20 protein-coding genes and 1 pseudogene are annotated in these 24,087 nt (G+C 66.8%); 15 read left to right on the top strand and 6 right to left on the bottom strand.

Annotation, left to right across the window (positions count from 1 at the left end; all coding sequences use genetic code 11):
• Positions 1–454 precede the first annotated feature (454 nt).
• The 11 genes and pseudogenes from CU254_RS12600 to CU254_RS12640 all read left to right on the top strand — a co-directional run bounded on the left by CU254_RS12600 (position 455) and on the right by CU254_RS12640 (position 10,003).
• On the top strand, positions 455–1,645 hold the full coding sequence (locus tag CU254_RS12600) for a gluconolaconase (RefSeq protein WP_158688011.1): 1,191 nt from the start codon (positions 455–457) through the stop codon (positions 1,643–1,645).
• A 33-nt stretch (positions 1,646–1,678) separates the two neighbouring features.
• The gene (locus tag CU254_RS12605) at positions 1,679–2,107 is read left to right on the top strand and encodes a hypothetical protein (RefSeq protein WP_009076194.1); all 429 of its coding nucleotides are present in this window, start codon (positions 1,679–1,681) and stop codon (positions 2,105–2,107) included.
• A 682-nt stretch (positions 2,108–2,789) separates the two neighbouring features.
• Complete coding sequence (locus tag CU254_RS12610) at positions 2,790–3,695, top strand: GH25 family lysozyme (protein ID WP_158688012.1); 906 nt, start codon at positions 2,790–2,792, stop codon at positions 3,693–3,695.
• A gap of 939 nt (positions 3,696–4,634) precedes the next feature.
• Positions 4,635–4,802, top strand: coding sequence for a hypothetical protein (locus CU254_RS42960; RefSeq protein WP_158688013.1), 168 nt, complete (start codon positions 4,635–4,637; stop codon positions 4,800–4,802).
• A 249-nt stretch (positions 4,803–5,051) separates the two neighbouring features.
• Positions 5,052–5,582, top strand: coding sequence for a hypothetical protein (locus CU254_RS42965; protein ID WP_009076198.1), 531 nt, complete (start codon positions 5,052–5,054; stop codon positions 5,580–5,582).
• A 521-nt stretch (positions 5,583–6,103) separates the two neighbouring features.
• A complete protein-coding gene (locus tag CU254_RS42970) occupies positions 6,104–6,292 on the top strand; it encodes a hypothetical protein (RefSeq protein ID WP_159396477.1) in 189 nt (62 codons plus the stop codon).
• Between the two features lie 316 nt (positions 6,293–6,608).
• Positions 6,609–6,917 (top strand): hypothetical protein, encoded by a 309-nt coding sequence (locus tag CU254_RS12620; protein WP_037713460.1) that lies wholly within the window; start codon positions 6,609–6,611, stop codon positions 6,915–6,917.
• Entirely contained in the window at positions 6,917–8,602 is a 1,686-nt protein-coding gene (locus CU254_RS12625) for an alpha/beta hydrolase (protein WP_050788159.1), read from the top strand. The genes CU254_RS12620 and CU254_RS12625 overlap by 1 nt, the downstream gene beginning before the upstream one ends.
• 10 nt (positions 8,603–8,612) lie before the next feature.
• Positions 8,613–9,182: a lipoprotein gene (locus tag CU254_RS12630; protein WP_009076203.1), complete on the top strand. Its 570-nt coding sequence runs from the start codon at positions 8,613–8,615 to the stop codon at positions 9,180–9,182.
• 170 nt (positions 9,183–9,352) lie between these two features.
• A pseudogene (locus CU254_RS44910) lies at positions 9,353–9,496 on the top strand (polymorphic toxin type 50 domain-containing protein); the annotation flags it as partial.
• A gap of 237 nt (positions 9,497–9,733) precedes the next feature.
• Complete coding sequence (locus CU254_RS12640) at positions 9,734–10,003, top strand: hypothetical protein (protein WP_037713465.1); 270 nt, start codon at positions 9,734–9,736, stop codon at positions 10,001–10,003.
• Positions 10,004–10,794: 791 nt separating this feature from the next.
• Here the strand turns inward: CU254_RS12640 and glmS are convergent.
• Positions 10,795–12,612 (bottom strand): glutamine--fructose-6-phosphate transaminase (isomerizing), encoded by a 1,818-nt coding sequence (gene glmS, locus CU254_RS12645; RefSeq protein WP_009076210.1) that lies wholly within the window; start codon positions 12,610–12,612, stop codon positions 10,795–10,797.
• A gap of 18 nt (positions 12,613–12,630) precedes the next feature.
• Positions 12,631–12,912: a hypothetical protein gene (locus CU254_RS12650; protein WP_037717030.1), complete on the bottom strand. Its 282-nt coding sequence runs from the start codon at positions 12,910–12,912 to the stop codon at positions 12,631–12,633.
• A 1,547-nt stretch (positions 12,913–14,459) separates the two neighbouring features.
• Between CU254_RS12650 and CU254_RS42975 the strand changes: the two genes are divergently transcribed.
• Positions 14,460–15,794, top strand: coding sequence for a hypothetical protein (locus CU254_RS42975; RefSeq protein WP_158688014.1), 1,335 nt, complete (start codon positions 14,460–14,462; stop codon positions 15,792–15,794).
• Between the two features lie 1,171 nt (positions 15,795–16,965).
• On the opposite strand, the gene CU254_RS44045 is transcribed toward CU254_RS42975, so the two are convergent.
• Positions 16,966–17,412 (bottom strand): hypothetical protein, encoded by a 447-nt coding sequence (locus tag CU254_RS44045; protein ID WP_234392817.1) that lies wholly within the window; start codon positions 17,410–17,412, stop codon positions 16,966–16,968.
• Positions 17,413–17,663: 251 nt separating this feature from the next.
• Between CU254_RS44045 and CU254_RS44050 the strand changes: the two genes are divergently transcribed.
• Entirely contained in the window at positions 17,664–18,011 is a 348-nt protein-coding gene (locus CU254_RS44050) for a transposase (RefSeq protein ID WP_234392818.1), read from the top strand.
• A 763-nt stretch (positions 18,012–18,774) separates the two neighbouring features.
• On the opposite strand, the gene CU254_RS12660 is transcribed toward CU254_RS44050, so the two are convergent.
• Positions 18,775–21,387, bottom strand: coding sequence for an alpha-N-acetylglucosaminidase (locus tag CU254_RS12660; RefSeq protein WP_037713471.1), 2,613 nt, complete (start codon positions 21,385–21,387; stop codon positions 18,775–18,777).
• Positions 21,388–22,392: 1,005 nt separating this feature from the next.
• Here CU254_RS12660 and CU254_RS44060 point away from each other — a divergent pair.
• Both CU254_RS44060 and CU254_RS44065 read left to right on the top strand, forming a co-directional pair.
• Positions 22,393–22,881, top strand: a complete 489-nt coding sequence (locus tag CU254_RS44060; RefSeq protein ID WP_037713473.1) for a hypothetical protein — start codon at positions 22,393–22,395, stop codon at positions 22,879–22,881.
• Positions 22,878–23,216, top strand: a complete 339-nt coding sequence (locus CU254_RS44065) for a transcriptional regulator (protein ID WP_100266768.1) — start codon at positions 22,878–22,880, stop codon at positions 23,214–23,216. Before CU254_RS44060 ends, CU254_RS44065 begins: the two co-directional genes overlap by 4 nt.
• A gap of 21 nt (positions 23,217–23,237) precedes the next feature.
• On the opposite strand, the gene CU254_RS12680 is transcribed toward CU254_RS44065, so the two are convergent.
• Together CU254_RS12680 and CU254_RS12685 are read right to left on the bottom strand one after the other, a co-directional pair.
• Positions 23,238–23,483 carry a hypothetical protein gene (locus CU254_RS12680; RefSeq protein WP_009076225.1) on the bottom strand — a complete coding sequence of 82 codons (246 nt, stop codon included), beginning with the start codon at positions 23,481–23,483 and terminating at the stop codon, positions 23,238–23,240.
• Between the two features lie 24 nt (positions 23,484–23,507).
• A complete protein-coding gene (locus CU254_RS12685) occupies positions 23,508–24,032 on the bottom strand; it encodes a hypothetical protein (RefSeq protein WP_037713475.1) in 525 nt (174 codons plus the stop codon).
• Positions 24,033–24,087: the final 55 nt, after the last annotated feature.

Below are 24,087 nucleotides of genomic sequence, written 5' to 3' on the forward strand. Positions count from 1 at the left end.
GACCCGTTGACCGTGCGCCGCTTGCTGGTTCTGTCGCTTTCCGATCGCGGGCGCGAAGGGCTTGGTTGTCGTGGCATCGAACTGGCGGCAAGGCAGTCCGGGCCGGGCAGCCGTTTGGCGTCCGGCGCTTCACGGTCGCAGCGACATTCACGGCCGGGTGAGCAAAGCTCGGTGAAAATTTGCACGCCGGCCGATAAGCGCGAAGCGGGAAACCCGGCTCTGCCAGCCTTCTCGGAACTGCGGCGCATCGACCGGGCGGTCCAGGTGATTCGGCGAGTTCCGGCAAGGCGTGAACAATTGCATTTGATATTCACAATACGGACAGTTCCGGCGATGCTCGTTGACAACGAGTTGAGAATGGGTAGCGTTAGGTTTTAGGAAATCAATGCGCGAACCACTCAGAAGCCATTTCTAAACACTCGGCATTGGAGCACGCATGGCTACCAACAATCCGATGGGGAAGACGTACATTCCCTCGCGTTATCTGCGATATGTCCTGACTGAGCGAAACTTGCAGGAACTCGATATCGCGGGCCGCGTCGATGAATTCCGGAATTGGGCGGGAAGGCTGCTTCCGGATACTGCGTCAACGCTCGGGAGCGATTACACGGCCGACTACTACGTACGGGCGGTGGCGCAGCAGAAAGATAAAGACGGGAACGACCGGAAGGTGCTGCCGACGGGGTTCTCGATCAACAATGTCCGGTACGGCGATTACCCGGACAGCGAACGTACGGCAAGGGCGCGGGGCTGGCTCGCGTACATGAACAAGGGCGAGCCGCTCATTGACGAGCGGTCGGATATCGTGCAGCCCCGACCCGATGTGATCTCTGAGCAGGTCTACGTGAACCGTACCGACCCGCAGCCGATGAACTGGGAAAATTCAGTGGAATTTTCCATCGAGAACGAGATCAGCTGGTCGCTTGACGGGACGGTCGAACTCACCTTCGGCGATTCGGCGTCCGCCGAATTGCATCAGACGATCGAAGTCGGCAAAGAAGACACCTGTGCGGGGATGACGTCGGTAGAGCAGATCATGCACGACCATCCCGAAGAGACCGGAGGCGAGTCGCACGCTCATGCCGAGGTGTCCAGTGAAGAGACGAATACTGTCGAGTCGACGAGCGAAGGGGCCGGCACCGGCGAAGTGTCTGCCGAACTGATGCTCGGCATCACGGGCGAGGTCAGCGGCTCCCTGCGGACCGGATGGACGCAGACCTCGACGATGAGCGGCACCGTGGGCTCCAGGGTGGTGGTGCGGGCGTCCCAGCGCCGCCAGGTCCGGCGGTACGACTACACGATCCCCATCGTTTTCGGCGGCTACGTCGCATTGTACTATCCGGAACCAGTCAAATTCGGCAGTCAGGATTATGCCTATAAGAGCATCGATTCCCTCAAAACCTGGAAAAAAGTCCAGACTGCTGACCCGACGGGCAATATCGAGCCTCCGGAGTACACGCAGGTGATCGTATTCGACATTCGGATCTTGGGAATCGTCAAGTACGGCGAGGTGTACGCTCAAAAAGGCTGGGCGGAGGTGGTGTCCACGCTGGCGGGCGAACACGAAGTGTTCAATCCGGAGGCGCTTACTGTCTCCGGGCGGAATTCGAACGACGGCGAGCCCACTGCGCTCTACAAGTACTGACAATCGCATCGACCGTCAAGAGTGGAGCTGTAAATGCTATTCGACAACGTCTTTAAGGGTGCGGCCGCCGAAGCTCTGCTTGCGGAGCAGGCCGCGAACTACCTGCACGGGTTCATTCCCGGAGAATGGCCCATCCGCGAGTATTCAGACCCGGAGCTTTTCGAGGGAATCCCGGACACTCCGCAGGATCCGAAGATCGTTACCGAAGAGTCGCCGGTGGGGCTCTTGATCGCAAAATCTTTCCTGGCGGCGAGTTTCAGCAATTACCAGGACTTCGCGGGCGAGCAGAAGGCGGCCGACCAAAGTCCCGAGACGACGAGCAACGTGGCTTTCGATACCGTCACCGAAGCGTCGAAGCATCTGCACGCCGAGGCGAAGAAGCCGGATACGCCCGAGCGTCCTGACCCCGGAAAGCCCGATGTGCCGACCCCTCCGAAGCCGCTCAAGCCCGACAACGCCTGAAGCAGCGCGTCCGGCGTCGCGTCGCGAATGAAGCAGCCCGTAGACCGTGCCCGGCGAGGCCGCCGGGCACGGCCTACGGGCTCGGGGTGATCCGGGTGAAGGCCCGCCGCCGCGCAGGCGTTCGTCATTTCGTGATTCTTGACGCAGGTTCCCTGCGGCGCATTTCGGCGTTGCCGCCGGATCATCTTATTTGGCTAATTATTGAATCAGCTCCAGGAAATCCGGACCAACGCCGGTGCGACGAGACCGGCGGCACCGGCGCTCCCGCCGCCGAGCCCGGTTCGGCGGGTCCCGCACCCCACGGGGCCAGACCCCACGGCCAACCCGGAACGCGGGCTGACCCGCGGCTGCGGAAACGGGCGCTGCTGCCGTCCGCCGTCGCGGGCCTCCCAGTCGCGACCCTCACGCGGCTGAGGGTTATCAAGGTCTCGACGGCCTCACTGGCTCCTCTGGAGCCACCGCAAAGCCGGAGACATCGGCCCGGCAGGACCCACCGGACACAAGGGGAACCCGGAGCCTGCCCGATCCCGACGAGCGCAAGGCGACAAGGGTGCCCCAGCTCCGCCTGCCCGGACGGTTTCGCGCTGCCGTCATCACCGTCCCGGCGGTTTCACGTGCCAGGGCAAGGTGCGCGCCGGGCCCCGCACCCGCGAGCTCATTCCACGACCACCGGAGGTTAAGCGTGCCCACTGGCCTAGGGGTGGATCTCCACCCGTACTACCAGCGCGGCGTCACGTCGCTGCCCGGCGTCGAATACGGCTGGCTGAAGATGGCCGACGGCGCACAGGAATACTCGAAAACTGCCGATGGCACGGTGTATACGGCGGACGCGCACGCCGCCTTGTTCCGGCAGCTCGGCATCCCGTTCGGCGGATACGTCTACGCCCAGCCCGGCGACGGCGCCGCGGAGGCACGCGTGCTGTGGGCAGAGTGCCAGCGTCTCGGCGGGACCAGCGTGGCACCCGCCTGCGACATCGAGAGCGATCCGAAGATCCATGTCTGGAGCGCGGAGGAAGCGACCGACCACGGCCGCGCCTACTGCTCGGAGATGCTCAAGCGCGGCGTCCGGCCCGCGATCTACATGAACGACGCGCTCGCCGGGCAGACCGGGGTCGAGGACTGGCCCGAAAACCCGGTCCTTTGGATCGCGCGCTACGGCGCCAAGCCGGCGAGGACCCGTTACGACGTCCACCAGTACCGCAGCGACGGCACGCTTCCCGGCTCGGCCGGGCTCGTCGACTGGAACCAGGCGTACACGACCGCTCATTTGATCGACACGGAGGTATCAGAGTTGGACAGCACCCAGGCCGCGCAGTTGTCGGCCATCGCACAGAACTCCGCTTACGTCGCGGCCGTGCTCGCCCGCTACCCGGACAGCGCGACCAACGGCGACGCGGACGCGAACGGCACGCCGATCTACGACGCGGCGGAGAACACCCGCCGGATCGTCGGCCAGCTCAAGACGCTCGGCGCGCAGGTCACCGGCCTCGGCGCAGCCGTCGCGGCACTGTCGAAGGACAACTCGCTCACCACCGACGCGGTGAAACAGATCATCGACGACGCGGTAGTGAAGAGTCTCGGTGGGTAGGAGGCCGGAGGCTGGCTCCTCTCCGCGTCCTGGCCCGCCAGTCGCTCAGGACTTGCGACGGCCGGCTGGCCTCCCGCCCCGATGCCGCGGCTGACCCCTCGGTAGCCGTAGACGGCCCTGGCTTTCGGGTTCTCCGTGACCTTCTTGCCGGGATCTGTCCAAAGGCGATTCGCCGCGAGCAGGGCTGGTTGCCGAACCGCGGGAGGTGCCGCGTCGGGAGCAGCCGAGCCGGGTCGCCGAGCAGTCCGCCGCGGTCCTCTTCGGACGGTCGCCCGACAGCGGCGATCAACCTGGCCCCGCGGCGTTCGAGATCCGGCGACCGGCTCCGGTCCCGGCCCAGTCGCGACTGGGCCGGGACCGTTCGGCTTGCTGCGCATCGTGGTCCCGGTCGCGGTCCGGTGCTTCGAGATGACCCGCTGAGGGCATCAGCTCGCGAACCACGGTGTCACCGGCACCGCCCGGAACTGCTGCTGATGGCCCTCCTGACGGGCCACTCGGCCGGTGGCTGCTCGACGACCATGTGACGTCCGCGTCGCCGGCCTGAAGTTGCCACTCGGCGACCGGCACAGCCTCGGACTCGGCCGCGCGGTCCGCGCTCGGGCCTTCGGAGAAGTCCGGCGCTGGGTCGTTCTACCGCGGGCGCCAATGAGAGTCGGCAGCGCCGTTCGTGCCGACAGTCCTTTCGCGCCCCGCTTGACTCGGTATAGCACTCGTCACCTTGTTCTCGGCGGACGGCGAGGGACGTGGTCTCCCCGACGGCCGCCAAGCTGAGCCGGGAATCATGGCGTTCGCGCGTCGTGACAGAGGATCCTGCGGCGTTGCTGGCTTCTGCCCCCTGTTCGCGTATCTGTTCGTCGGGCGAGCAGGTCGTCGCGGTGACGCCGGCTGGGGGGAGGGCGGTGTCGAGCACGGCGACGGGTTGCGCCGAGCCTGTTCGGCATGGACCCCGCCGAAGCCGATCACGCGGCAGCCGGACTGGCCTGGCTGCCCGTTGTCTGGCTCGTGGGTGCTCACGCTCATTTAGCGAGCGGCCACGACGCCGCCGACAGTGCGGCGCCCGCGCTGTGCGATCTCGGGCGGCGTGTCGTGGTCACGGGCGCGAACTGAGCATGATCATCCTCGAGCAGGGCCTGGTAGACGCCTGACGCTCCCCGTCGACGGCGTTCGAGGGCCGCCTGCTGCGCGCAGGCCGGGCTCATGGATACCTCACGAGAATCCGAGCAGTGGTTGCCTGGGCTGCACGTGCGACTATTTTCACTCGTTCGAATATTGCACGGCGGGCGAAGAGGGGTGTTTACTGGTATTTGTATCCCGTGGGGCCCCGGGATCGGAATTCGACATCAAGGAAGGTGTAGAATGCGAATGGAACGAAATGTTGTCGACGAAGTCGAGGAGGCGTCCTCGCGTCGCGATCGGCCGAAGTCGTGGAAGCGATTGATCGCGGCGGGCGCGATCGCGGTCGCGTTCGCCGGCGTCACCGCGCAGAGCGCCTCCGCCGGAACTCCCGACGACGTCTGCTTCGAGGGGATCGCGAATGGGCCGGGCAACCAGCTTCCAGCCGATCCGGAGGCCACGAACTACGTTTGCCAGTGGCGGTGGGACAACGCTAATCAGACGCTTTCCGTCCGGCTTCCTCCACAGTGGTACGTGACGTTCGAATTTGCTTTCCATCATCCGGACGGAACACGGTATCAGCAAACTGCCCACCTGTACAATTACGCCAATGTTGCTCAGCAGAGGGGTTTCGGGTTGGCGGACCTTCATATTCCTGCGGGTTCGATTATCGAAGTAGTCGAGCTTCATGCCCAGGAACCTGCTCCTGAACGTCCGGGGCAAGAGGTTGAAATGGGGATTCATGCGGATCTTGACGGCGTGCGCGAACTTTGACGTGCGGCTGTTCGGGCCTGGTAATGCGCGGCTGGCACGGCAGCTGCCGGGGGCGATCCGGAGGCGCGCCGCGGTCATGGAGGCGGACCAGCGCGTGACCGGCTTCACGGCATGCTGGACCCCGACGCAGTGCCCTTCGTCGCTGTAGCCGACGCACCCGGCGCCGCGCCAGGCCCGTGCTCGACCCGCCTCCAGAACGGGCCGAGCACGGGCCCGCCTCTCCGAGGTGGTCCCCATGCCGCGCCCGACGCTGACGAGCCCGTCCACGCCGCGCAACCCCGAACCGGGCGGGACCGCCCACGCGAGCGATGCGCCTTACCCGGCGCACCCCGCGACAGCGGTACCGTTCCGGAATGCGAGCCGGGCCCGATCAGCTCGTGGTCGACTTCGCAACCACTTCCGCCGGTTCGCCATGCACGGACACGCGCCCCCGGACCACCCCGCCGAGCCGCACGAAAGGCAGCGACCGTGACAACGGATCAGAGCGAGAGGACATGCGCAACGTGCGGCGCGGGTGGCCGATGAAGGACCAACGGAACGGACGGCATACCGCCCCCGCGCGACGCTCCCGGCGCACCGCCCGCAACGACGCGCCCGCGATACCCACGCCCGAACAGCGGGCACAGCAACAGCTGGCCAACGCACCCCAGCGGTCCCGCCGATGGGCAGAGGACCTGGCGAGGTTCTACGGACTGGGCCTCCCCGACTGAACCGGCAGAGCCTACGAGAGCGGACGGGGAAGCACGCCAACAGGAGAAGGCTCTGAAGGGCCGTGCGGGTGGTCGACGCCGTCGCAACACCCGGTTCTCGGGGAATGCAACGGAGTTCGGGACCCTCGGATGGCCGGCGGTGTTGCTTTCTCTCGACGCGGACCGGCTCCGCGGTCGGCGGCTGAGTAGTTCTACTCGGCCGCGGCTAGGTACCTGTCCGCATTTCGGCGGGTCACGCCCCCTGTTCGGGGGTGCGGAAAGTTGATCACGCCGTCGTGTTCCCCCTAGCGTGACGAGGCGACCGAGGGAGGAAATCATGGGGTTCACGACGGTGCCGGACAGGTTGAGAGCGGCGGGAGGGAAGGCCAGGGCGAAGGCGGCCAGGTTCGGCGAGGCGGACTGTGCCGAAGCGGTCGGCCGGATCGGGGTCGCGGTCAAGGGCGGGAAGGCCGCGGGGGCGGCCGGGCACTGCCAGGAATCGCTGTCGACCACGTTCGCCCAGTGGTGCTCGTCGGTGCGGGCGTTCGGCGAACACCTGGGTGTCGCGGCCGACCGGTTCGGCAAGGGCGACCGTTCGGCGGCGGGGATCTTCCCGGAAGCCCCGACGGTGACGGGGCCGCGCTGATGGTGTCGCTGGCTGACGTGCGCGCCTGGGACCATGGCGTGCTGGACGATGTCTTCTCCGTGTTGCAGATCCGGGGGCAGATCCTTGTCCACGACGGCGACGAGTTCGGCAAGCTCCTGCCGATGGAGGACTGGGCCGGCGGCGGGGCCGACGCCGCTGCCGGGCAGCACAAGGCGCTGATGCGTGGTCTGGACACCTACGCCGCCGGAGTCGCCGCCCTGGGCAAGGCCGTCAGTCAGGCCGCGGACGCCATCGCCGCCGTGCAGGCCGCGATCTGCAACGCCGACGAGCTGGCCCGCAAATACGGGTTCCGGCTCACCGGCACCGGCGGCATCACCGACCTCTACGCCGGAGGGCAGCCGCCGGCGGACCTGCACCCCGAAGACCGGGAACGCATCCACGCCCAGCTCGTGGACGAAGTCGCGCAGATCCTGCGGACCGCTGACGACATCGACACCGACCTCGCGGCCGTCCTCGACCGCGCCGCCGCCGGACAGTTCGGCACCGGCAACGAGTCCACCGTGGCCGCAGCGGCCGCGGACGGACTCGCTGCCCCCGGCATCACCGCCCCCGAACCTCCGGCGAACGCGACCCCCTCACAAGCCTCTGCCTGGTGGGCGACCCTGTCCCCGGGCGAACGCGACAACCTCGTCCGAGACCGCCCGGGGATGGTCGGCGCGATGGACGGATTGCCGGGCTGGGCCAGGGACAAAGCGAACCGGGCGGTGCTGGCACAGCAGGAGACGGACCTGCGACGTCAACGCGACGACCTCCAACGGCGCATGGACGGACTGAAACTGTCCGACCCGCAGCAGCAGAACCAGCACCACGACCTGAAAGTCCAGCTCGACCGGATCAACGATCGGCTGGCCGAACTCGGCACGGTCGACAAGGCGGTGCGCCTGCCTGGCGGACGGCAACTCTTGGTGCTCGATGGCAGCGGTGAACACCTGAGAGCGGCCATCGCGAACGGCAATGTCGACACCGCTCGAAACGTCATGACTTTCACCGGCGGGTTCGGGTCTTCAGTCGGCGGCGACCTGATCGACTACGACAAAAGCATGGACAAGATCCGCCAGGAAGCCGACAAGATGGCAGCGTGGTATGGGAACGGCGAAAAGTCGGCGACGGTGACGTGGATGGGATATGACGCGCCGCAGTCCCTGGACGTGCTGGGCTCGGGCAAAGCCGAGGCCGGTGCGGCGAAACTGGCACCGTTCCTGGAAGGGCTGGAAACCTCGCGCGGGCCGGATCCGGCGCGGACGGTCGCGTTCGGACACTCCTACGGCTCCACTACTACCGGGCTGGCGCTGCGTCACGTCGAAGTCGACGCGGCTGCCTTCGCCGGGTCTCCCGGGCTCGGCACCGACACCGTTACCGACCTGAAAGTCCCGCCCGGCCAGTCCTACGCCCTCAAAAATGACGCCGACATGGTCGCCGACTCCGGCGTCTTCGGCACCGACCCCACCCACCTGCCCGGAGTCCACGACATGTCCACCGACCGCACGCACCCGATCGACGGGCCGCCACTGGAAGCCTCGACCGGGCACTCCAGCGTGGGTGAATACCTCAAGCCCGGCACCACCAGCCAGCACAACCTCGCCGCACTCCTCGCCAACACCCCTGCGCAATTCATGCTCCGGGACCAACCCGGCTTCGAATACCGCATACCCGGGAAAAACTAAGATAGCCACCATGCCCCCGCATCGAAACCGCAACCACGGCCTGAGCCGCTGGGCAGCAGCCTGCGCCGCCGCGCTCGCGCTTGCTGGCTGCGGACAGAAAGGACCCGACGTGTCCAGCGCCTACGACCAGCTCATGCAACGACCCGACATCGACCAAGCCCAAACCGCCTACACCGCCATGCTCACCACCATCCGCGAACGCCTCACCGCCGAATTCGGCCGAACCTGGGAACAAGGAGGCGAACTCAGCGGAACCGGCTGCGGCAACGACTACCCCGGACTCGACACCGACGGCCTGGAGTTGAGCCTGCCCCGCTGGGATTCCGAAGGAAACCTGCCTGACGCCGACTGGCCCCGTGCCCAAGCCCTCGTCGGACAAATCGCCGCAGGATACGGCTTCGATCCCACGCCCAAAATCTTCTCCGACCGCCCTAGCAACCACGACGTGGTGTACGGCAAAACCGACGGTGCGCTGCTTAGCTTCGGCACGGGGAAAAACACCGGCGTGGCCGTCAGCACCGGCTGTCATTTGACGGCTGAGGCGCACCGTCGGGGCGGACCGGCACCTAGCCAGCCTTAACTTCAACGGAAGACAGCACCACCTGCGCCGACAATGCTGAGCACTCTCTCCGCCCCTTCAGTTCCCGTGACCGCCGCCCCCGACGAGCGAAATTCCACGACACGGACTCCAGCACGCAAGCTTCCCGCCGTAGCGCGTAACCGGTCGGCGGCGTCCCACGCGGTCATGCCGGCTTCAAGGAACGCGTAGACTTCGGCGAAGGCAACGTGATCGGAATATACGTTGGCCGGACGGGCACCAGAATTCCGACCACCAAGGGAATGGTCGTATATGCGGAAGACGGGGCGGTGCACATTTACCCGATCAGGCCGTGACGTCGTCAAACATTGAGAACAGCAACGTGAAGATTGAATCCGGAAATACGGGACCGTGTCCTCAGTGGCTGCCGTCCGTTGTCACACCGCTCGGCACTGTCGCACTGGCGGGGCGCCTCGGTTCGACACCGCTTTCCGGGCTGTCTGGCGAGGTCGGCCGACGGTCGGTGAGGTCGGCAGCAACCGCGGCTCAGGGCGATACCGCCACGGTGAGCATTGTTTCCGGGGATCGATGCGGTGGTTGCGGGGCATTTCGCGCCGGTGACGTTGTGGGCTGCGGTCTGGCGGACTCGAGCACGCGGTGCCCTGCCGGGACTGGAACTCTCCCTGCGGCTTCGCGACGTGCCCGCGGGCGTTTCCGTCGGAGCTGATCCCGGCGAGTCGCTGGAGGCGGTGACCGTCGAGAACGCCGGTTCCGTTCTTGCGCTGGCGGACCGGACCTCGATGCGATACGGCGTGATGCCGAGGCCGGGCGGGATTTTCCTGGTCGATGGGCTGATGAGCTGAGGGACGGAGCCGATGCGCCGTACGGTGTCGAACTCGTCCCTCCGGCGGGGCTGACCTGGCGGCTGCCGGGCCTTCGGTTCGACGAGACTGTTCGTATCTGCGCGGCCGCGGCGTGGAGCGCGCCCAGCGGCGATCCGTCAACCTGGTACGCCGTAGACGTCACGGCCGATTCCGCCCTGCAACAGCTCCTCGCCGATCCGGCGGAGAAGGGTTAGGCGTTATTTCACTGCGTTGACCGACGGCGCTTGAGCAAGCCGGCGTACTTGGCGTGCGAAGGCGGGTGTTGCGGCGAGGAGGCGATTGCCTCGATGCGGCGCTCGCCGGATTCGATGCGGACCATGGGCGATCTCGTCCGGTCGGGCCCCGGGTCGAGCCGGGAACAGCTCGTTCCGTTGGTGAGGAGCGCGGCCGGGTCGCTCGTTTCTCCTTTCCGCGCGGGTGCGCGGCGAGTCGCGCGCACGAGTCCGCTGTCAGGCGTACCGGTGAAGCCATTCGGCGATGTGGGCGGCCGTTCGTGCCGCGTGGCGGGTCATCATCGTGAAGTGGGTGCCGGGCGTGAAGACGGTTTTGCCGGCGTGGGGCCAGGCGCCATGGAAGCCCGCGCCGTCCGACGTGGCGCCTTCGGCGGCGCGGCTGAGGTGTGGCTGAGCATAGGGCGGAGACGTTGCGAAATGCCGGTGCAGTCCTTGTGTCGGGTTCACCTTTCGGCGGTGGAGCCAGTCCTCCGCGACAGGTCAGCGGGCGGCCGATTGCTATCCCCATTAGGCCGCCGCTACGGATTAAAATCCGGGCTACTCCACGGTTACGCTCTTCGCCAGGTTGCGTGGGCGGTCGATGTCGCGGCCGAGTGCCTTCGCGAGGTGGTAGGAGAACAGCTGCAGCGGTATGGACAGGACGATCGGGGCGAGTTCCGGCTGCACGCGGGGAATCTTGATCACGTCGTTCGCGAGCCCGGGCGGCAAGTCGGCGTCGGTTACCGCGATCACCGGGCCGCCCCGGGCTTTGATTTCCTCGATGGTCGAGATGTTCTTGGCGAGCAGTTCGTCGTCGGGCACGACCGCGACGGTGGGCATGTGCGGGTTGATCAGCGCCAGTGGTCCGTGTTTGAGTTCGGACGACTGGTACGCCTCTGCGTGGACGTAGGAGATCTCCTTGAGTTTCTGCGCGCCTTCCCTGGCGACCGGCCAGCCGCGCACGCGGCCGACGAAGAACATGTGCTCCGCCTCGGCGTAGCGGGCGGCGATCGCGGCGATGTCGTCCTCCGCGGCGAGGATTTCGCTGATGCGGGCTGGCAGGTCGGCGAGCTCTGTGACCAGGCGGCGGCCCTCGCTCAGGGACAGGTCTCGCACCCGGCCGAGTTCGAGGGCGAGCAAGGCCAGCGCTACTCCCATGTTGGTGAAGGACTTGGTGGCCGCGACGGAGAACTCGGGGCCGGCGTGCAGGAACATGCCGCTGCCGCATTCTCGTGCGATCGAGCTGCTGACGACGTTGACCAAACCGACGACTCTGCCGCCCTTGCGCTTGAGTTCGTGCACGGCGGCGAGGGTGTCCAGGGTTTCGCCGGACTGGCTGATCGCGACGTAGAGAGTGTCGGGGTCGACGACCGGATTGCGATAGCGGAATTCGGAGGCGGGTTCGGCGTCCGCGGGGATCCTGGCCAGTTCCTCGATCATGCCTGCCCCTACTTGCCCGGCATAGTAGGCAGAACCGCATCCGAGCAGCTTGACCCGGCGGACCTGCTGGTACTCGCGGGGAGACAAACCGAGGCCGTCCAGGCGGGCCGACATGAACCGATGGTCGAGCCGGCCGCTCAGACAGCGGTCTACGGACTCGCTCTGCTCGTGCATCTCCTTGCTCATGAAGTCCGGGTGGCCGCCCAGTTCGTACTCCGTGGAGGAGAGGGCGATCGAGGTCGGGGACTTCGTGGTGGACTCGGCTTCCAGGGTGCTGGTGCGGTAGCCGTCGGCGGACACTGTGGCGAGTTCGTCGTCGTCGAGGTAGATCACGTGCTGCGGGTACCGCACGAGCGCGGCGACGTCGGAGGCGATCAGCATCTCCTGGTCGCCGATGCCGAGCGCGATCGGGCTGCCTTGGCGGGCTGTCACCAGCTCGCCGGGGCTCCCGGTGTCCATGACGATGATCCCGTAGGTGCCCTCGACGCGGCGCAGGGCATCACGGACAGCGTCCTCCAGCGCCGGCGCTTCGCTCCGGGCGATCAGATGGGCGAGAACCTCGCTGTCAGTGTCCGACGAAAGGGTTACCCCCTCAGCGGTCAGCTGGGCTCGCAACTGCGCGGAGTTCTCGATCACTCCATTGTGGACAACCGCGATCCGCTGACGTTCATCGAGATGCGGATGGGCGTTGCGATCGCTCGGCTCCCCGTGGGTCGCCCACCTGGTGTGCGCGATGCCCGCGGGCGAACTTAGTCCGGCGGGCACGATGCGTCGCAGATCAGCGACCCGGCCCTTGGCCTTGACAACCTCGAGCCCGCTGCCTCGTTCCACCGCGATGCCCGCCGAGTCGTAACCCCGGTATTCCAGTCGATGCAGGCCCTCGAGCAGCAACGGAACAGCGTTCCGCGCCCCGACGTATCCCACGATCCCGCACATGATCATGCCCTCCGCTGCTCAGCCGTGGACGATGCGGCGCAACTGCCGCTCCGACAGTCGCGGAGCCGCGACCGGGCGAAGATCCAGTTCATCGCTGATCACCGCCCAGATCCGCGCGTTCGGCAACTGTTCCGCGCGCAATTCGCTGTGTCGGCGCCGCACGTACTCTTCCGTGGTCTCGACGAAATACCCCATGACATCCGACACGACCCGCCCGGCAATGGCCGGGGGCAGGCCTGTCGTGTGCACAATATGGCGCACCAGGTCATCTGGAATCTCGTCCCCCACGACACCCAGCATGGCCACCCGCGCGATCTCCGGCAAACCCCCGTACCCGAAATCGGGCACGGCCCGGCTACGGACGTAATCGGCGGACCAAAGGGTGTGCCCCGTTCTGGGCCGGCTCTGGAACACATTCTGGGTACATCGGCTGCGCTGTGAGGTGAAGCTGCCAGGCTCCATCTGAAGCGCGCTGGGAGTCCTGCGGCCGGGTGCTGCGCCTCGGCCCACGAGCCGGCCGACGCGGCGGGGCAGCAAGCATCTGCCGCGCTTGAACTGCATTGCCAGGCCTGTCCGAGCGGCTGGACTTGGCTGCGTCCGATGTCTGACTTTCCTGCCGAAGATGCAGTCAGGCCACCGAGGTTCCGCCGTCGCGTCGAGGTGGGAACCGCTGCTCGCGCTCCCCGTGGACAAGCTCCGAACCTCTTCGGCTCGTTAGAGTGATTCCCGCTGGTTTTCTGGACAACCTGCAAGCGGATTCATATATTCCTTTCGGTGGCGATCTTCCGCCCGGTTCTCGTTTCAGCGCTGCAGTCCTCCGGTCATGACTGGGGGACTGCAGCGCTGGTCACGGGTGGAAGTACTCGAAGTCCCTGTTGCAGCCGGAAAAGACGTGGAGGTAAAGGAGGAAAGACCCGCGTCCTCTCTCGTCGAAACGCGTCAACCTGCTCGGGAAGATGATCCGTGGCCGAACATGCCACCATGCCGCGCCTCCCGCCACCGCTCTCCCGGACAGCTTAATCGGGACGCTCTCGTAAATAAAACCGTTGAAAGAAACGGCCTGTCGAGAGTCCTGTGTTCGCGAGCGGTTCTGCCTGGAGGTTTCGGCTGGCAGGACTCAGTGTCCGGTCCACGGATCCGCTCCTTGAGTGCGCCTCCCGGGCACGAAAGATAAAAGGAGTCACATGGCCAGTTCGAGAGCAATTACAAGGAGATCTCGGGCAGCATCTGCGGCTGCCCTGGTCGCAAGCTTCATCGCGTCGCTGCTGGTAGCGGTTTTCGGCGGGTCCGCACATGCGGACGACGGCCCGTCGCGAACTCCGTCGCCGTACTCTCCGCGGCTGTTTGCCGCCGCTGTGGGGCAGCGAAACGAGACGCAATTGCGGACCATGTACGCGGACCTAGTAAACGCCAACAGGATAACTGAGCCAAGCGTAGGCCTGGTGGCCCGGGATGCTACTGATAACCTGGATGTCCGAACGCACGTTTACCGATGGGATCGCCGCAGTCCCAGCGAAATTCTGAGAACCGGGTTCGCGCCGAGGGCGATACAGCCGGGCCAGGACCTTGACAGCTATTCAAATTTGAACCGGTACGTCCACGAGATGGGAGCCCCGGGGCAGTCGGATCGCAGTTTCTCCAGTATCTTTGTAGGCGCGACGCAAAGCTCTCGCTGGTACCCAGCCTCCACTAGCGCCGCAGGCGTGTCGGAACGGTGGTATCGGTACGAAATATTCGCCCCCGGCGGGTTCGACGTCGCCCGGTCGCTAGGGTCCTTGTACGGAGGCTACGCAGGGCAAGAAGAAGTGGTATTCGCTGGAGGAATATCCGCTCGGCATATTCGAAACGTGCAGGCGTACGAGATCACCAGAGAGGGACGGTACTCCCAAGCCAGGCCGCTCGAAGAATCGTTTGACGGAACCACGCGAGTCCACCGAATCATGAGAAATGCTGGGTTTGACCCGAATTCGGCATCTGTCGATGCTGCCCACCCAGCTGTGGATGTGCAGACTTTGCGGAACGTCGTCTGCCCGACCGCTCCGAGGCACCTCGTGGTTTCCTTGATTGGAATCAATGCGCGCGTCAACTGGCCGGGCGGGCAAGTTCACAGCAATCCTCATAGCGAACTGAAGAGAAACGCCCCCGAGCCGGATGGGGCATGCTCGGATGAAATAATCGACGATATCGTAACTCCGGTACACCCGAACGAAACGACTAGATTCTACGTACTAGACAGCGCGAAAATCGCAGAAGCAAAACTTCCTTCCCAAGCAGCGAGCATCAAGGGCCTTACCTACACGGAAAGTCCATTCCCCCTTGCGAAATCCGAGAACGGCGCGCACGTCATCGGAACGCCCTCCTTCTGCAGCGTGACCTTTCCGGGTGCGGACAGGATCGAGCCTTCGTGCTCAAATAACGACTACTTCGGCCAGTATGTAGTCAAAGTGTCAGGCGCATGGCCGACAGAATTTCACGGCAATTCTAACTTTCACTCAGGGAAATTTTCATACTACAGCGAGCCATTTTCAGTTGGCTCCGACGGAAAGTCGAACTCCATTTACCTCAAGGATATAAAGTTGAGTCCGTCCGTCGACCAGGCTACAAACCTGTGGCAGGTCACGCACAGTTCTGAGGAATTCTTCACCGAGTCAGAGGATTCGACTACCGACATCCAATTGATTCCGGTAGCCGAAGTTGCCGACGGGAACAATTTGAAGGAAGTGGGCAAGGCGTGCGACGATGGGACTACGACGCAAGATAAGGACAAGAAGGCCTTCGTCAGGGGCTGTGTCCGCTTTTACAACGACGACAAGGGGTCACTTTACGGACTTCCCTACCTGGCTGCCGACTACTGGAGCAAGTCTCTTGGGCTATTCTGGGTGCGGGATACCGACCGAGCGGAGACTAGGTTCAATTGTTCAATAGCTGAAAATTACAACTCCGCTCCGTTATTGTACGACGACGGCACTATGCGGCGTGAAGGGACCGGGGAAGTCCAGATGAGTTGCCAGAGCTATGCCTTTCCGTTGAAGCTGGAAAGAGGAAAGTCGTACAATATGTCGTACTATGGGACCAGGGTGGAAGTTCCTCGCGATAATACTGGTCTGCACTTGTACGGTATGCGCATCGGGAGCGAGGCGGTGCCGAAAACGTTGAAGTTTACCGCGCCGCAAAGTTCCTAGTATTTCCGTGCGCCAGCCGTCATCGAATCCGGATCGTCCTGGGCCTGCGTTGGGATAACTCGACGCGGTTCCTGCGCAGCCGGCCCGGCTGACGCGGCACGGGAACGCGGAGGCCGGGTGGTCACATCGATCCACCCGGCCTCCGTCAGGTCCGCGTGCGACCGGTCCGCACGGCGTCGTCCACCACGACCGGTGCCGATGTCGGCAGCAGCGCCACACAGGTCACGGTCGCGTACCGGCAGTCCTCGTGGATCGGTGAGGAATCCGGTACGAGGGCGTGCGGCTCGGTGTCGTCGCCGACGACACCGAGCCGCAGTAGTCGCGCGAGATCCGGCGATGCACGGGGAACGGCTGGTCTGCGTCTGTTCCGAAGAGCGCCTGGACGCGCTGGCGAAACAGTACCGACCGCGCCAGTTCGTGGATGCGGAACTGCGGGCGGGAGAGATATTGTGGACGGTGGCCGCGAACCCCACCGATACCTCGACACTGCGCTCCTGACCGCGGGAACCGGCCTGGCGGTCGAGCAGATCCACGCCGGAATCGCCGGGCACAACACCCGCGCTCGCGAAATCCAGGAACGCGGCGTGCCTCCGAACCTCGGTGAACCTCACCTCAATTGCTCACTTGGCAGGTTTCTCCTGAATCCCGGACAGCCCGCTCGAAGTGGTGGAAGCCTTCTCGTTACCTGATTCCCGAGGCGTCGAAAAGATCGGCAACACGGACTTCCGCGGGCTGCTCGGCGTTGGGTCGAGGCCGGAAGGTTTCGAGAGCCGTGAGCCCTCGGGGGAGATCGGTCGACGCGCCGTCGGCGCTGGTGGTCCGCCGCGCGAGTGCTGTGCCTGAGCGCCTCTGGGGCCGGTGAGTCCACGTGCGGGACCGGCGGGCTCGGTCGACCGCGACCGGGATCTCGCCGGGTCAGGTCGGTGCTCGTGGTTCGAGCCCGCCCGCACGGCGGATGCCTTGTTTCTGGGGAGCCGGTGAGCTATGCCGCGAAGACTGGCTTGCCGTGCGGGTCGCTGGAATCGCGAACAACTCATCGGAGGGAAGGCCGTCGAGCCTCGTCAGGAGGGCGCTGCGCGTTCTCGCTGGGTCTCTGACCGGCAGAGGTCACTGATCGACCAGAGGTGACGGGGTTGACACTGTGCTGCGGGATCGACTGGGCGGAAGGCCGTCACGACCTGGCCGTGGTCGACAGCGCCGGCAGGCTGATGGCGAAAAGAGAATCAACGAGGTCGTCGCCGAGTTCACCGAGCTGCTCGCCGAACTCGGCGACCCGGCCGAGGCCCCGATTCCGGTCGCGATCGAAACACCCCGCGGGCTGCTCGTCGCCGCGCTCCGCGCGACCGGCAGGCCGGTGTTCGCGATCAATCCGATGGCCGCCGCCCGTTATCGTGAGCGGCACTCGGTGTCCCGCATCCACATCCGACCACGCCGATGCGACGACCCTGGCGAACGTTCTGCGCGCCGCCGCGTCCCTGCCGACCGCGACCTCGCCCAAGCCGTGGCCGTGCTCGCCCGCGCCCAGCAGGACGCGATCTGGCGGCGCACCAAGGCAAGCAACGAACTGCGCGGTCCTGCGCGAGTACTGCCCGGCCGTCCTCGCCGCCTTCGCGGGCAAGTCCGCGACGAACCTCGCCGCGATCCTGGCGATCACCCCGACCCTGGCCGCCGCGGCCGCGCTGTCGAAAGCCCGTATCGCCGCGCCGGCCGCACCCGCTGCGTCGGCCAGGCCACCGCAGACATCAAGGCGGCACTGCGCGAACCCCAGCTGAGCCAGCCGAGGCTGGTCGAAGACGCGTTCGGCCGCCAGGCCCTCGCGCTGTTCGCCACGCTCGACGCCGCCTGCACTGGCGCCGACGACTTCGTGCGGTGGCCGCGGACGCGTTCCGACACCCCGACTACGCGATCATCACCAGCTTCCCCGGCCTCGCCGACTCAACCGGAGCCCGCGTCCTGGCCGAGATCGGCGACGACCGCATCCGCTTCTCCGAGGCCCGCGTGCTCAAGGCATACGCAGGGTCCGCACCCGTCGCCCGCACGTCCGGCGCGCGATCTCCGTCACCTGCCGGCCGATCAAGAACGACCGCCTCGCCGCCGTCGGCTGGCTCTGGGCCTTCATCGCCGCCACCCACAGCGAACCCGCCAAAGCCCGCTACCGGAAACGCCGCGTCCCCGGCGACCGCCACTCCACCGCCCTGCGGCCCCTGGTCAACCTAATGCTCGGACAGCTCTGCCACTGCCTCCACACAGGACAGACCTACGACGAAACCCGAGCCTTCCACCCGCCTCAGCCGACACTTGCAGAACCTGTGACCGCTTGACAATTGGCGATATCGGAGGTCTCCCGTGTCCCAGCGGCGCCCTGACGGTGTCGCCCGGCGCGACCCTGTTTCCCGTGCCCGACGTCGAGGACATCGACGATCTGCTGCGGCGAGCCGACACCGCGGTCTACGAGGCCAAGGAGGGTGCCGGAACCGCAACTGCGCCAGCCCGTCTCTGACGCAGCCTGCCGGAAGCTGATCCAGGCCGCGGCCCTGGGAGCTGGCCGGCTTTCAGATATGCGCCGGGCCTGCGCCCCAGCCGTGATGGCGCGCAAGCCACGGAGCGGGACCGGCGTGAGGAGCAGGCCGTACTTGGTGCTCTGACGCTGGCTTCGGGGCAGATCGCGCGTACCGAGACCATGGCGGCGACGACCGCCTTGCGGAAGTTCGCCATGCCCCGCACGTCGTCGGCGTAGCCGCTGCCGAGCTGGGCGCGCAAAGCCAGCCACGGTGCCAGGGACGGTTCTCGCAGGTAGCTGAGCGCCTGCAGGAAAACCGTTGAGCAACGATGCGAGATCAGGCACTGACCGAGCAACGGAGACCAAGAAAGCCGCGGTCGGCGGAGGATTGGTGACTGGCATGCGCGTCGGTGGGGTTGGCCCGAACCGATCAATTCGGGCCGACCCTACCGTAGTCCTGCGTGGATCGCTGCCGGTAATTCAGGAGGGGAGTGCCCACTTCTGGTTGGGAGTGGCGATACAGGTCCAGACGATCAGTGGTGTGCCCGGCGTGGACGATCCTCCCGTGGCGTCCAGGCACAGGTTGGACTTGGTGTTGACCAAGGTTCCGTCCTTGCGGGAGGTCCAGGTCTGGGCGGGCGTGCCGTTGCAGCCATACAGCTGCACGGCGGTGCCGGCGGCCGTGGCGCCGCCTCGGACGTCCAGGCACTTGCCCATGGCTCGCACTGTTCCGTCAGCCTGGGCGGTCCAGGTCTGGGCGGCGGTGCCGTTGCAGTCCCACACCTGCACAGGCGTGCCGTCTGCTGAGCTGCCGTTGGTGACGTCAACGCACTTGCCGCCGATCCCGACGATCGCCCCCTGGCGAGGGGAGGACGCGGCGGCGAGCGTGTCGCGTACCTGGGCGGCCAGGGCGTAGGGATCGCCGGCCGGGGTGGTGGGGTAGGGGTTGCGTTGCTTGGCCCACCCGTCCTCGGCGGCGAACCAGTCGATGGACGCCGGTTGGCCGCCGGTGTTCATCGCGGTGTTCAGGCTGTCGAAGTACTGCTTCCAGCGCTTGGCGTAGAAGTCGCTGACCAGGCCGGACCATTCCCGGTTGGCGTAGTCGTGGAGGCGGCCGTCGTCGCTGCCGGCCCGGGGCCCCCACGTGGTGATCAGCGACCGGGCGTCGTATTCCAGGCGTGCCTGTTCGGTGTCGGTGCCCGCCCAGGACTTGGCGGCTTCCAGCCACGGGCCCAGCAGGAATCGGGAGTCGGTGGCCAGCAGCTTGTCCAGCAGGGTCATGTTGCTCATCCACCGGCTGGTCAGGGTGGTGAACTGGGTCCGGTCCCGGTTGGTGTAGGCGGTCTTGATCTGGGGCAGCAGGGTGCGGCTGGTGTTGGTCAGGGCTTGCCGGGCCACGTCGACCAGGTCGAACCGGTAGGCGTCGGTGCCCCGCAGCGCGGGATCGACGTTGAGCAGCTCGTCGAGTGCCTTGCCGAAGGTGGCCTGCTGGTAGCGCAGGGAGGCGGGGCTCCAGGTCGCCGCCGTGGCGGCGTCCAGGTTCGGGCGGGCGGCGTAGAGGCTGTCCTGGGCCTCGCTCCACCCTGAGGCGGGCATGCTGTAGGCGGTTTGCCGCAGCAGATCCCAGGCGGTCGCGGCGCGGGTGTCGGGCCCGCCGTAGCGGCGGCTGGCGTAGTCGGCGAACCACGCAGCCTGGTGGATGGGGGTCTGACGCCAGGCCAGCTCGGTGAACAACTCGAAAGCCGCCGGGTTGGTGCCGGTGCCCTCGGGCAGGTAGGCGATGCCGGTCAGGGCGCTGCCCTGCTTGGTACGCCATTGCGGGAAGCGCTGAGTCCAGACGCCGGTGTTGGCGCCGATGGTGGTGTGGCCGCCGAAGTTGTAGATCGTGCCGAACGCGTAGGGCGTGTTGTTCCACTGGGAGTCGGGGTCGCGCTGGCCGTAGCGGTCGGACAGGCCGTCGACGACGAACAGCTTGGACTTGTCCACGGCGTCGACGATCGCTCGAGGCGGGTTGTTCTGCCATCCCAGCAGCACCCAGGTGGCCCCCGGGCGCGCGGTCTGCAGGGCGGTCATGACACCGCGGGCCGCGTCCCCGACGGGCACGTCACCGGATTTGCCGCCCTCGTGCAGCAGGTCCATCTTGTACATCGAGGTGTCGCCGAACAGGTCGTGCTGGGCTTGGTAGAAGGCGGCCGCGACCTTGCGGTAGCTGCTCGTGCGGGGATCCAGCCAGTCCGGCCGGTCAAATCCCACCCACGTGCCCTGCCCGATCACCCGCGCGTCCGACGAGGCATCGGCCTTCTTGCTCTTGTCCGCGAAACCTCGCGGAACGGTCCCGAAATACCCCGGCAGCACCGGGGTCATCCCCAGGTCCTTGAGCCGCGTGATGACCTTCTTCGCCATCGCGACGCGGGCGTCGAGCAACTGCGGCGACACCGGGCCGGTGAACGAGGCCATGTTCTGCAGCAGCCACCACGGCTGATGGCCCGGGGAGGGGATCCAGGAGCGCACCTCGTCGGCGGTGTAGCCGAACTGCCGGAACGTGCGGTCATAGACCGCGTCGGTGCCGATGTCCACGAACACCTCGTTGACGCCGTGCAACGCCAGCACGTCGATCTGACGTTCGTAGTCGGCCCACGACTTGTAGGGGCCGGAGTAGCCGGAGTCGGTGTCGTTGAGCGCGAACCGGTTGGGCACCACCGCTGACTGGGTCACTGGCTGCGAGGGGGCGGGCAGGGTCGCGGGCAACCGGGACAGGCTGTCACCGGGCCAGGAGACGTCCACCTTCGCGGTGTACTTCAGGTACCAGTTCACCCCGGTCAACAGCACTCCGGGGCTCGTGCCCTGTACTTCGATCTTGCCGGCGCGGCCTTTCACCGTGAAATAGTCACCGGATGGGCGGCGTTGCACCGGGGTGAGGGTGAACTGGGCGGCTTGTCGGGGCAGCACCCTGGCCACGGCGGCGGACGCGGCGCTGGTGTCGAACGCCGGTGCCGCCTGGGCCGAACCGGGCGCCCCGAGCGCCGACGCGGCCACCGTGAGCGCCAAGACCGCGCGCGTCACACACCGAGGTACACGAGGGCGTTTGGTCATGACGAGCACTCCCTGCCGTCAGCCGCCAACGGATACCGTCAGCGCCTGACGATCCGGGGCGGCCAGGCAGCCATTCAGGTACCGAAGGCCGCCCACGTTCCGCAATGGTCCAGACCACCATGCGCTCGCTCTGGACGTCAAGGCAAGAAACAGCCCGAGGTGGCGGCCAAAATCCCCCACCCGGGTGGCGGCCCGCGCGGCCGTGCCCGCAGTGCTCAGTGTGCCGTCGACCGGTGGCGCGGGGTGTCCTGATCGTGGTGAGGACACCGCTACCCCAGCGGGCCGGCTCCGGCACGGGCCATCAACGTCGTCGACGTCCACAGGGATCAACGACTCGCTGCGCCGGGGCAGGCGTTCGCAGTCCCGGCAATTGCGGCGCGCCCGCATGATCCAGCCCAGTGACCTCTCCACGATCCAGCGTTTGGCCAGCGGAACGAATCCGGCCTGGTCCGGCCCGGCGACCGCCTCTCCACCGCGCTGCGGCACCTGTTCAGCCGGATGCTCGGGCAGCTCTGCCGCTGCCTCCACACAGGACAGACGTTCGGCGAAACCTGAGCTTTCCACCGGTCTCAGCCGACATCCGCGGAACCGGTGGCCGCTTGACAATGTGGCGATATCGGAGGTCTCCCGTATCCCGGAACCGCCGCCGTCTTTAACGAGTCCGCTGGTCAGCGGGGTGCCGTGCCGGGCTACCGCTGGTCGTGGCCTGGTTTCTCGTTCCAGCAGGACGAAGAGGCGGGTCGTTCGCTTTTGCGCCAGGCAGTGTCTACTCGCATCGAGTTGGCGAGGCTGTCCGGGTTGAGCACGGTGAACACGCCCTGCCCGGGTGAATGTTCACCGGTCCTAGGCGGCGCGGCACTTCACCCGCCGCGGGGAGACGCCATCCCCCTCGCGAGCGGTACGGGCTGTCGCGTGCGCCGGGGCCTGCACGGCCAGCGGTTGCCATCCGGACGTGCGGAAAGTACTTTCCGATTGGAAAACGATGTGGAGCGAGGAGGGAATGCCATGGGCGAGCACGGGGAGGAAGCGGCAGCGGTGGCGCGGTTGAGCCGGGTCGCCGCGGCGCGGGTGGGGCCGGGCTGGTGGGTCGCGACGCTGGCGGGGGTGTCGTGGTTCCTGGTGGCGGGCGGGACGATCCCGGTGGCGCGGTTGGAGCTGCTGGGGATTCCTGGTCTGCCTTACGGGCTGGCCGGGGGCGTGTTGTTCGTGGCGGCGATGGCGCTGTTCTCCGTGCGGACCGGGACCGGCCGGCAGGATCTGCGGCCGTTCGCGGCGTATCCGTCGTTGCGGTCGCGGTTCCCGGTGTTCGCGGTGACGTGCGGGGCGAGCCTGGCCGCCGCGTTCTGGCTGGGCCGGGCAGACGGTTCCCCTGCCCTGGTCTGGGCGGGTCTCGCGGTCGCGGCGGCCGGGGGCGTCGCGGTCGGGGCGATGGTGGGGTGGATGGCCGCGGGAATCCGCGGCGACATCGTCGCGGCGGGAAGCGGGCGGCGGTGAGCGGGCTGGACCCGGTGATCCATCCTCTGCCCCGGCTGTCGATCTGCGCGCTGCTCGCGGCCGGTCCGCAGTGGGTGGAATTCCGCGAGGTCCGGGACGCGACCGGGCTGAGCGATTCGGCGGTGTCGAAGAACAGCCGGGTCCTGGAGGAGGCTGGTTTTCTCGAGGTCCGCAAGGGCGGGATCGGGCGGCGCCCGCGCACCTGGTTCCGGATGACCCCGCTCGGGCACGCCCGCTACGACCGCCACGTCGCGGCCGTCCTCGAGCTGGCCCGCCGTCCCGGCCCCCAGCCCGAGCCGGAGGGGTCAGGCCGCCCCGATTCCGGGACGGCCTGACCCCTCCGGTTGTTCAGTGCCTCAGAAGCCGAGGCAGGTCAGGACCGCGTTGCCGTAGTACAAACCGACCGCGGCGGCGCAGGCCGGGCCGAGGAACGCGCACGGCACGCCGAGGATGCCCATCAGCCAGCCGGGGATGCTGGCTCCGCCCAGGCACGCGGACAGGTCGTCGAAGAACCCGGCCTGCTGGACGTGTGCGATCGGGGTCGCCTTCGGCGCGGCCCCGGCCGCCGGGGACGGCGAAGCGCCCTCGCCGGTCGAGCGCACGTGCTGGGTCAGGGTGCCGTCGGCTCAGGTCGTGATCACCCCGGCGTCCGGGCCTTGCGGCAGGAACTGAGCTTCGGCGGTGTGCACCGCGCCGTCCTTGCCGATCTGCACGGTCAGCCCGCTCATCGGGTGCAGGCCCGCCCCCTGGATCGGGATCGCCACGGTCGTCCCGTCCGGCCCGACCGCCGCCCGCGCCGCGCCGATCCCCAGGCGCGCGCCGTCGGGCACGTGCGTCACCAGCGCCCCGGACGAAATCCCGTCCTTCACCCGGGTGACGGCGGCGGTCTTCTCCTGCGCCGACGCGGCCCGGTGGTCCTTGCGGAACTGCTGCACCATCTGCTTGAAGTTGTCCTCGACCGGCCCTCCCGCGGCCACCGCGGCCGCTGCGGGCTGTACCGCGGCGACCGGCGCGGCCTGCGGCCCCGCCGGGGAAACCCCGGCGCTCCCGGCGCTCAGCACCATCGCCACCGCGAGCCCCGCCGCGACCGTCGAGACCCCCGACGCGACCACCGCCGCGATCGCGGGAACGCCCCATTTTACGCGCCTCATAACCATTTTCCTCCCTCGTGATCGTGCTCGCGCCAACCGTCGCGGCCGCCGACGA

Source organism: Amycolatopsis sp. AA4 (assembly GCF_002796545.1).
GTDB lineage: Bacteria > Actinomycetota > Actinomycetes > Mycobacteriales > Pseudonocardiaceae > Amycolatopsis.

Bases quoted from the DNA above. Each gene is read 5' to 3' on its own strand.
- CU254_RS12600 (WP_158688011.1), top strand. From the start codon at position 455: ATGGGGAAGACGTACATTCCCTCGCGTTATCTGCGATATGTCCTGACT.
- CU254_RS12605 (WP_009076194.1), top strand. From the start codon at position 1,679: ATGCTATTCGACAACGTCTTTAAGGGTGCGGCCGCCGAAGCTCTGCTT.
- CU254_RS42960 (WP_158688013.1), top strand. From the start codon at position 4,635: ATGGACCCCGCCGAAGCCGATCACGCGGCAGCCGGACTGGCCTGGCTG.
- CU254_RS42965 (WP_009076198.1), top strand. From the start codon at position 5,052: ATGCGAATGGAACGAAATGTTGTCGACGAAGTCGAGGAGGCGTCCTCG.
- CU254_RS42970 (WP_159396477.1), top strand. From the start codon at position 6,104: ATGAAGGACCAACGGAACGGACGGCATACCGCCCCCGCGCGACGCTCC.
- CU254_RS12620 (WP_037713460.1), top strand. From the start codon at position 6,609: ATGGGGTTCACGACGGTGCCGGACAGGTTGAGAGCGGCGGGAGGGAAG.
- CU254_RS12625 (WP_050788159.1), top strand. From the start codon at position 6,917: ATGGTGTCGCTGGCTGACGTGCGCGCCTGGGACCATGGCGTGCTGGAC.
- CU254_RS12630 (WP_009076203.1), top strand. From the start codon at position 8,613: ATGCCCCCGCATCGAAACCGCAACCACGGCCTGAGCCGCTGGGCAGCA.
- glmS (WP_009076210.1), bottom strand. From the start codon at position 12,612: ATGTGCGGGATCGTGGGATACGTCGGGGCGCGGAACGCTGTTCCGTTG.
- CU254_RS12650 (WP_037717030.1), bottom strand. From the start codon at position 12,912: ATGCTGGGTGTCGTGGGGGACGAGATTCCAGATGACCTGGTGCGCCAT.
- CU254_RS12660 (WP_037713471.1), bottom strand. From the start codon at position 21,387: ATGACCAAACGCCCTCGTGTACCTCGGTGTGTGACGCGCGCGGTCTTG.
- CU254_RS44060 (WP_037713473.1), top strand. From the start codon at position 22,393: ATGGGCGAGCACGGGGAGGAAGCGGCAGCGGTGGCGCGGTTGAGCCGG.
- CU254_RS12685 (WP_037713475.1), bottom strand. From the start codon at position 24,032: ATGAGGCGCGTAAAATGGGGCGTTCCCGCGATCGCGGCGGTGGTCGCG.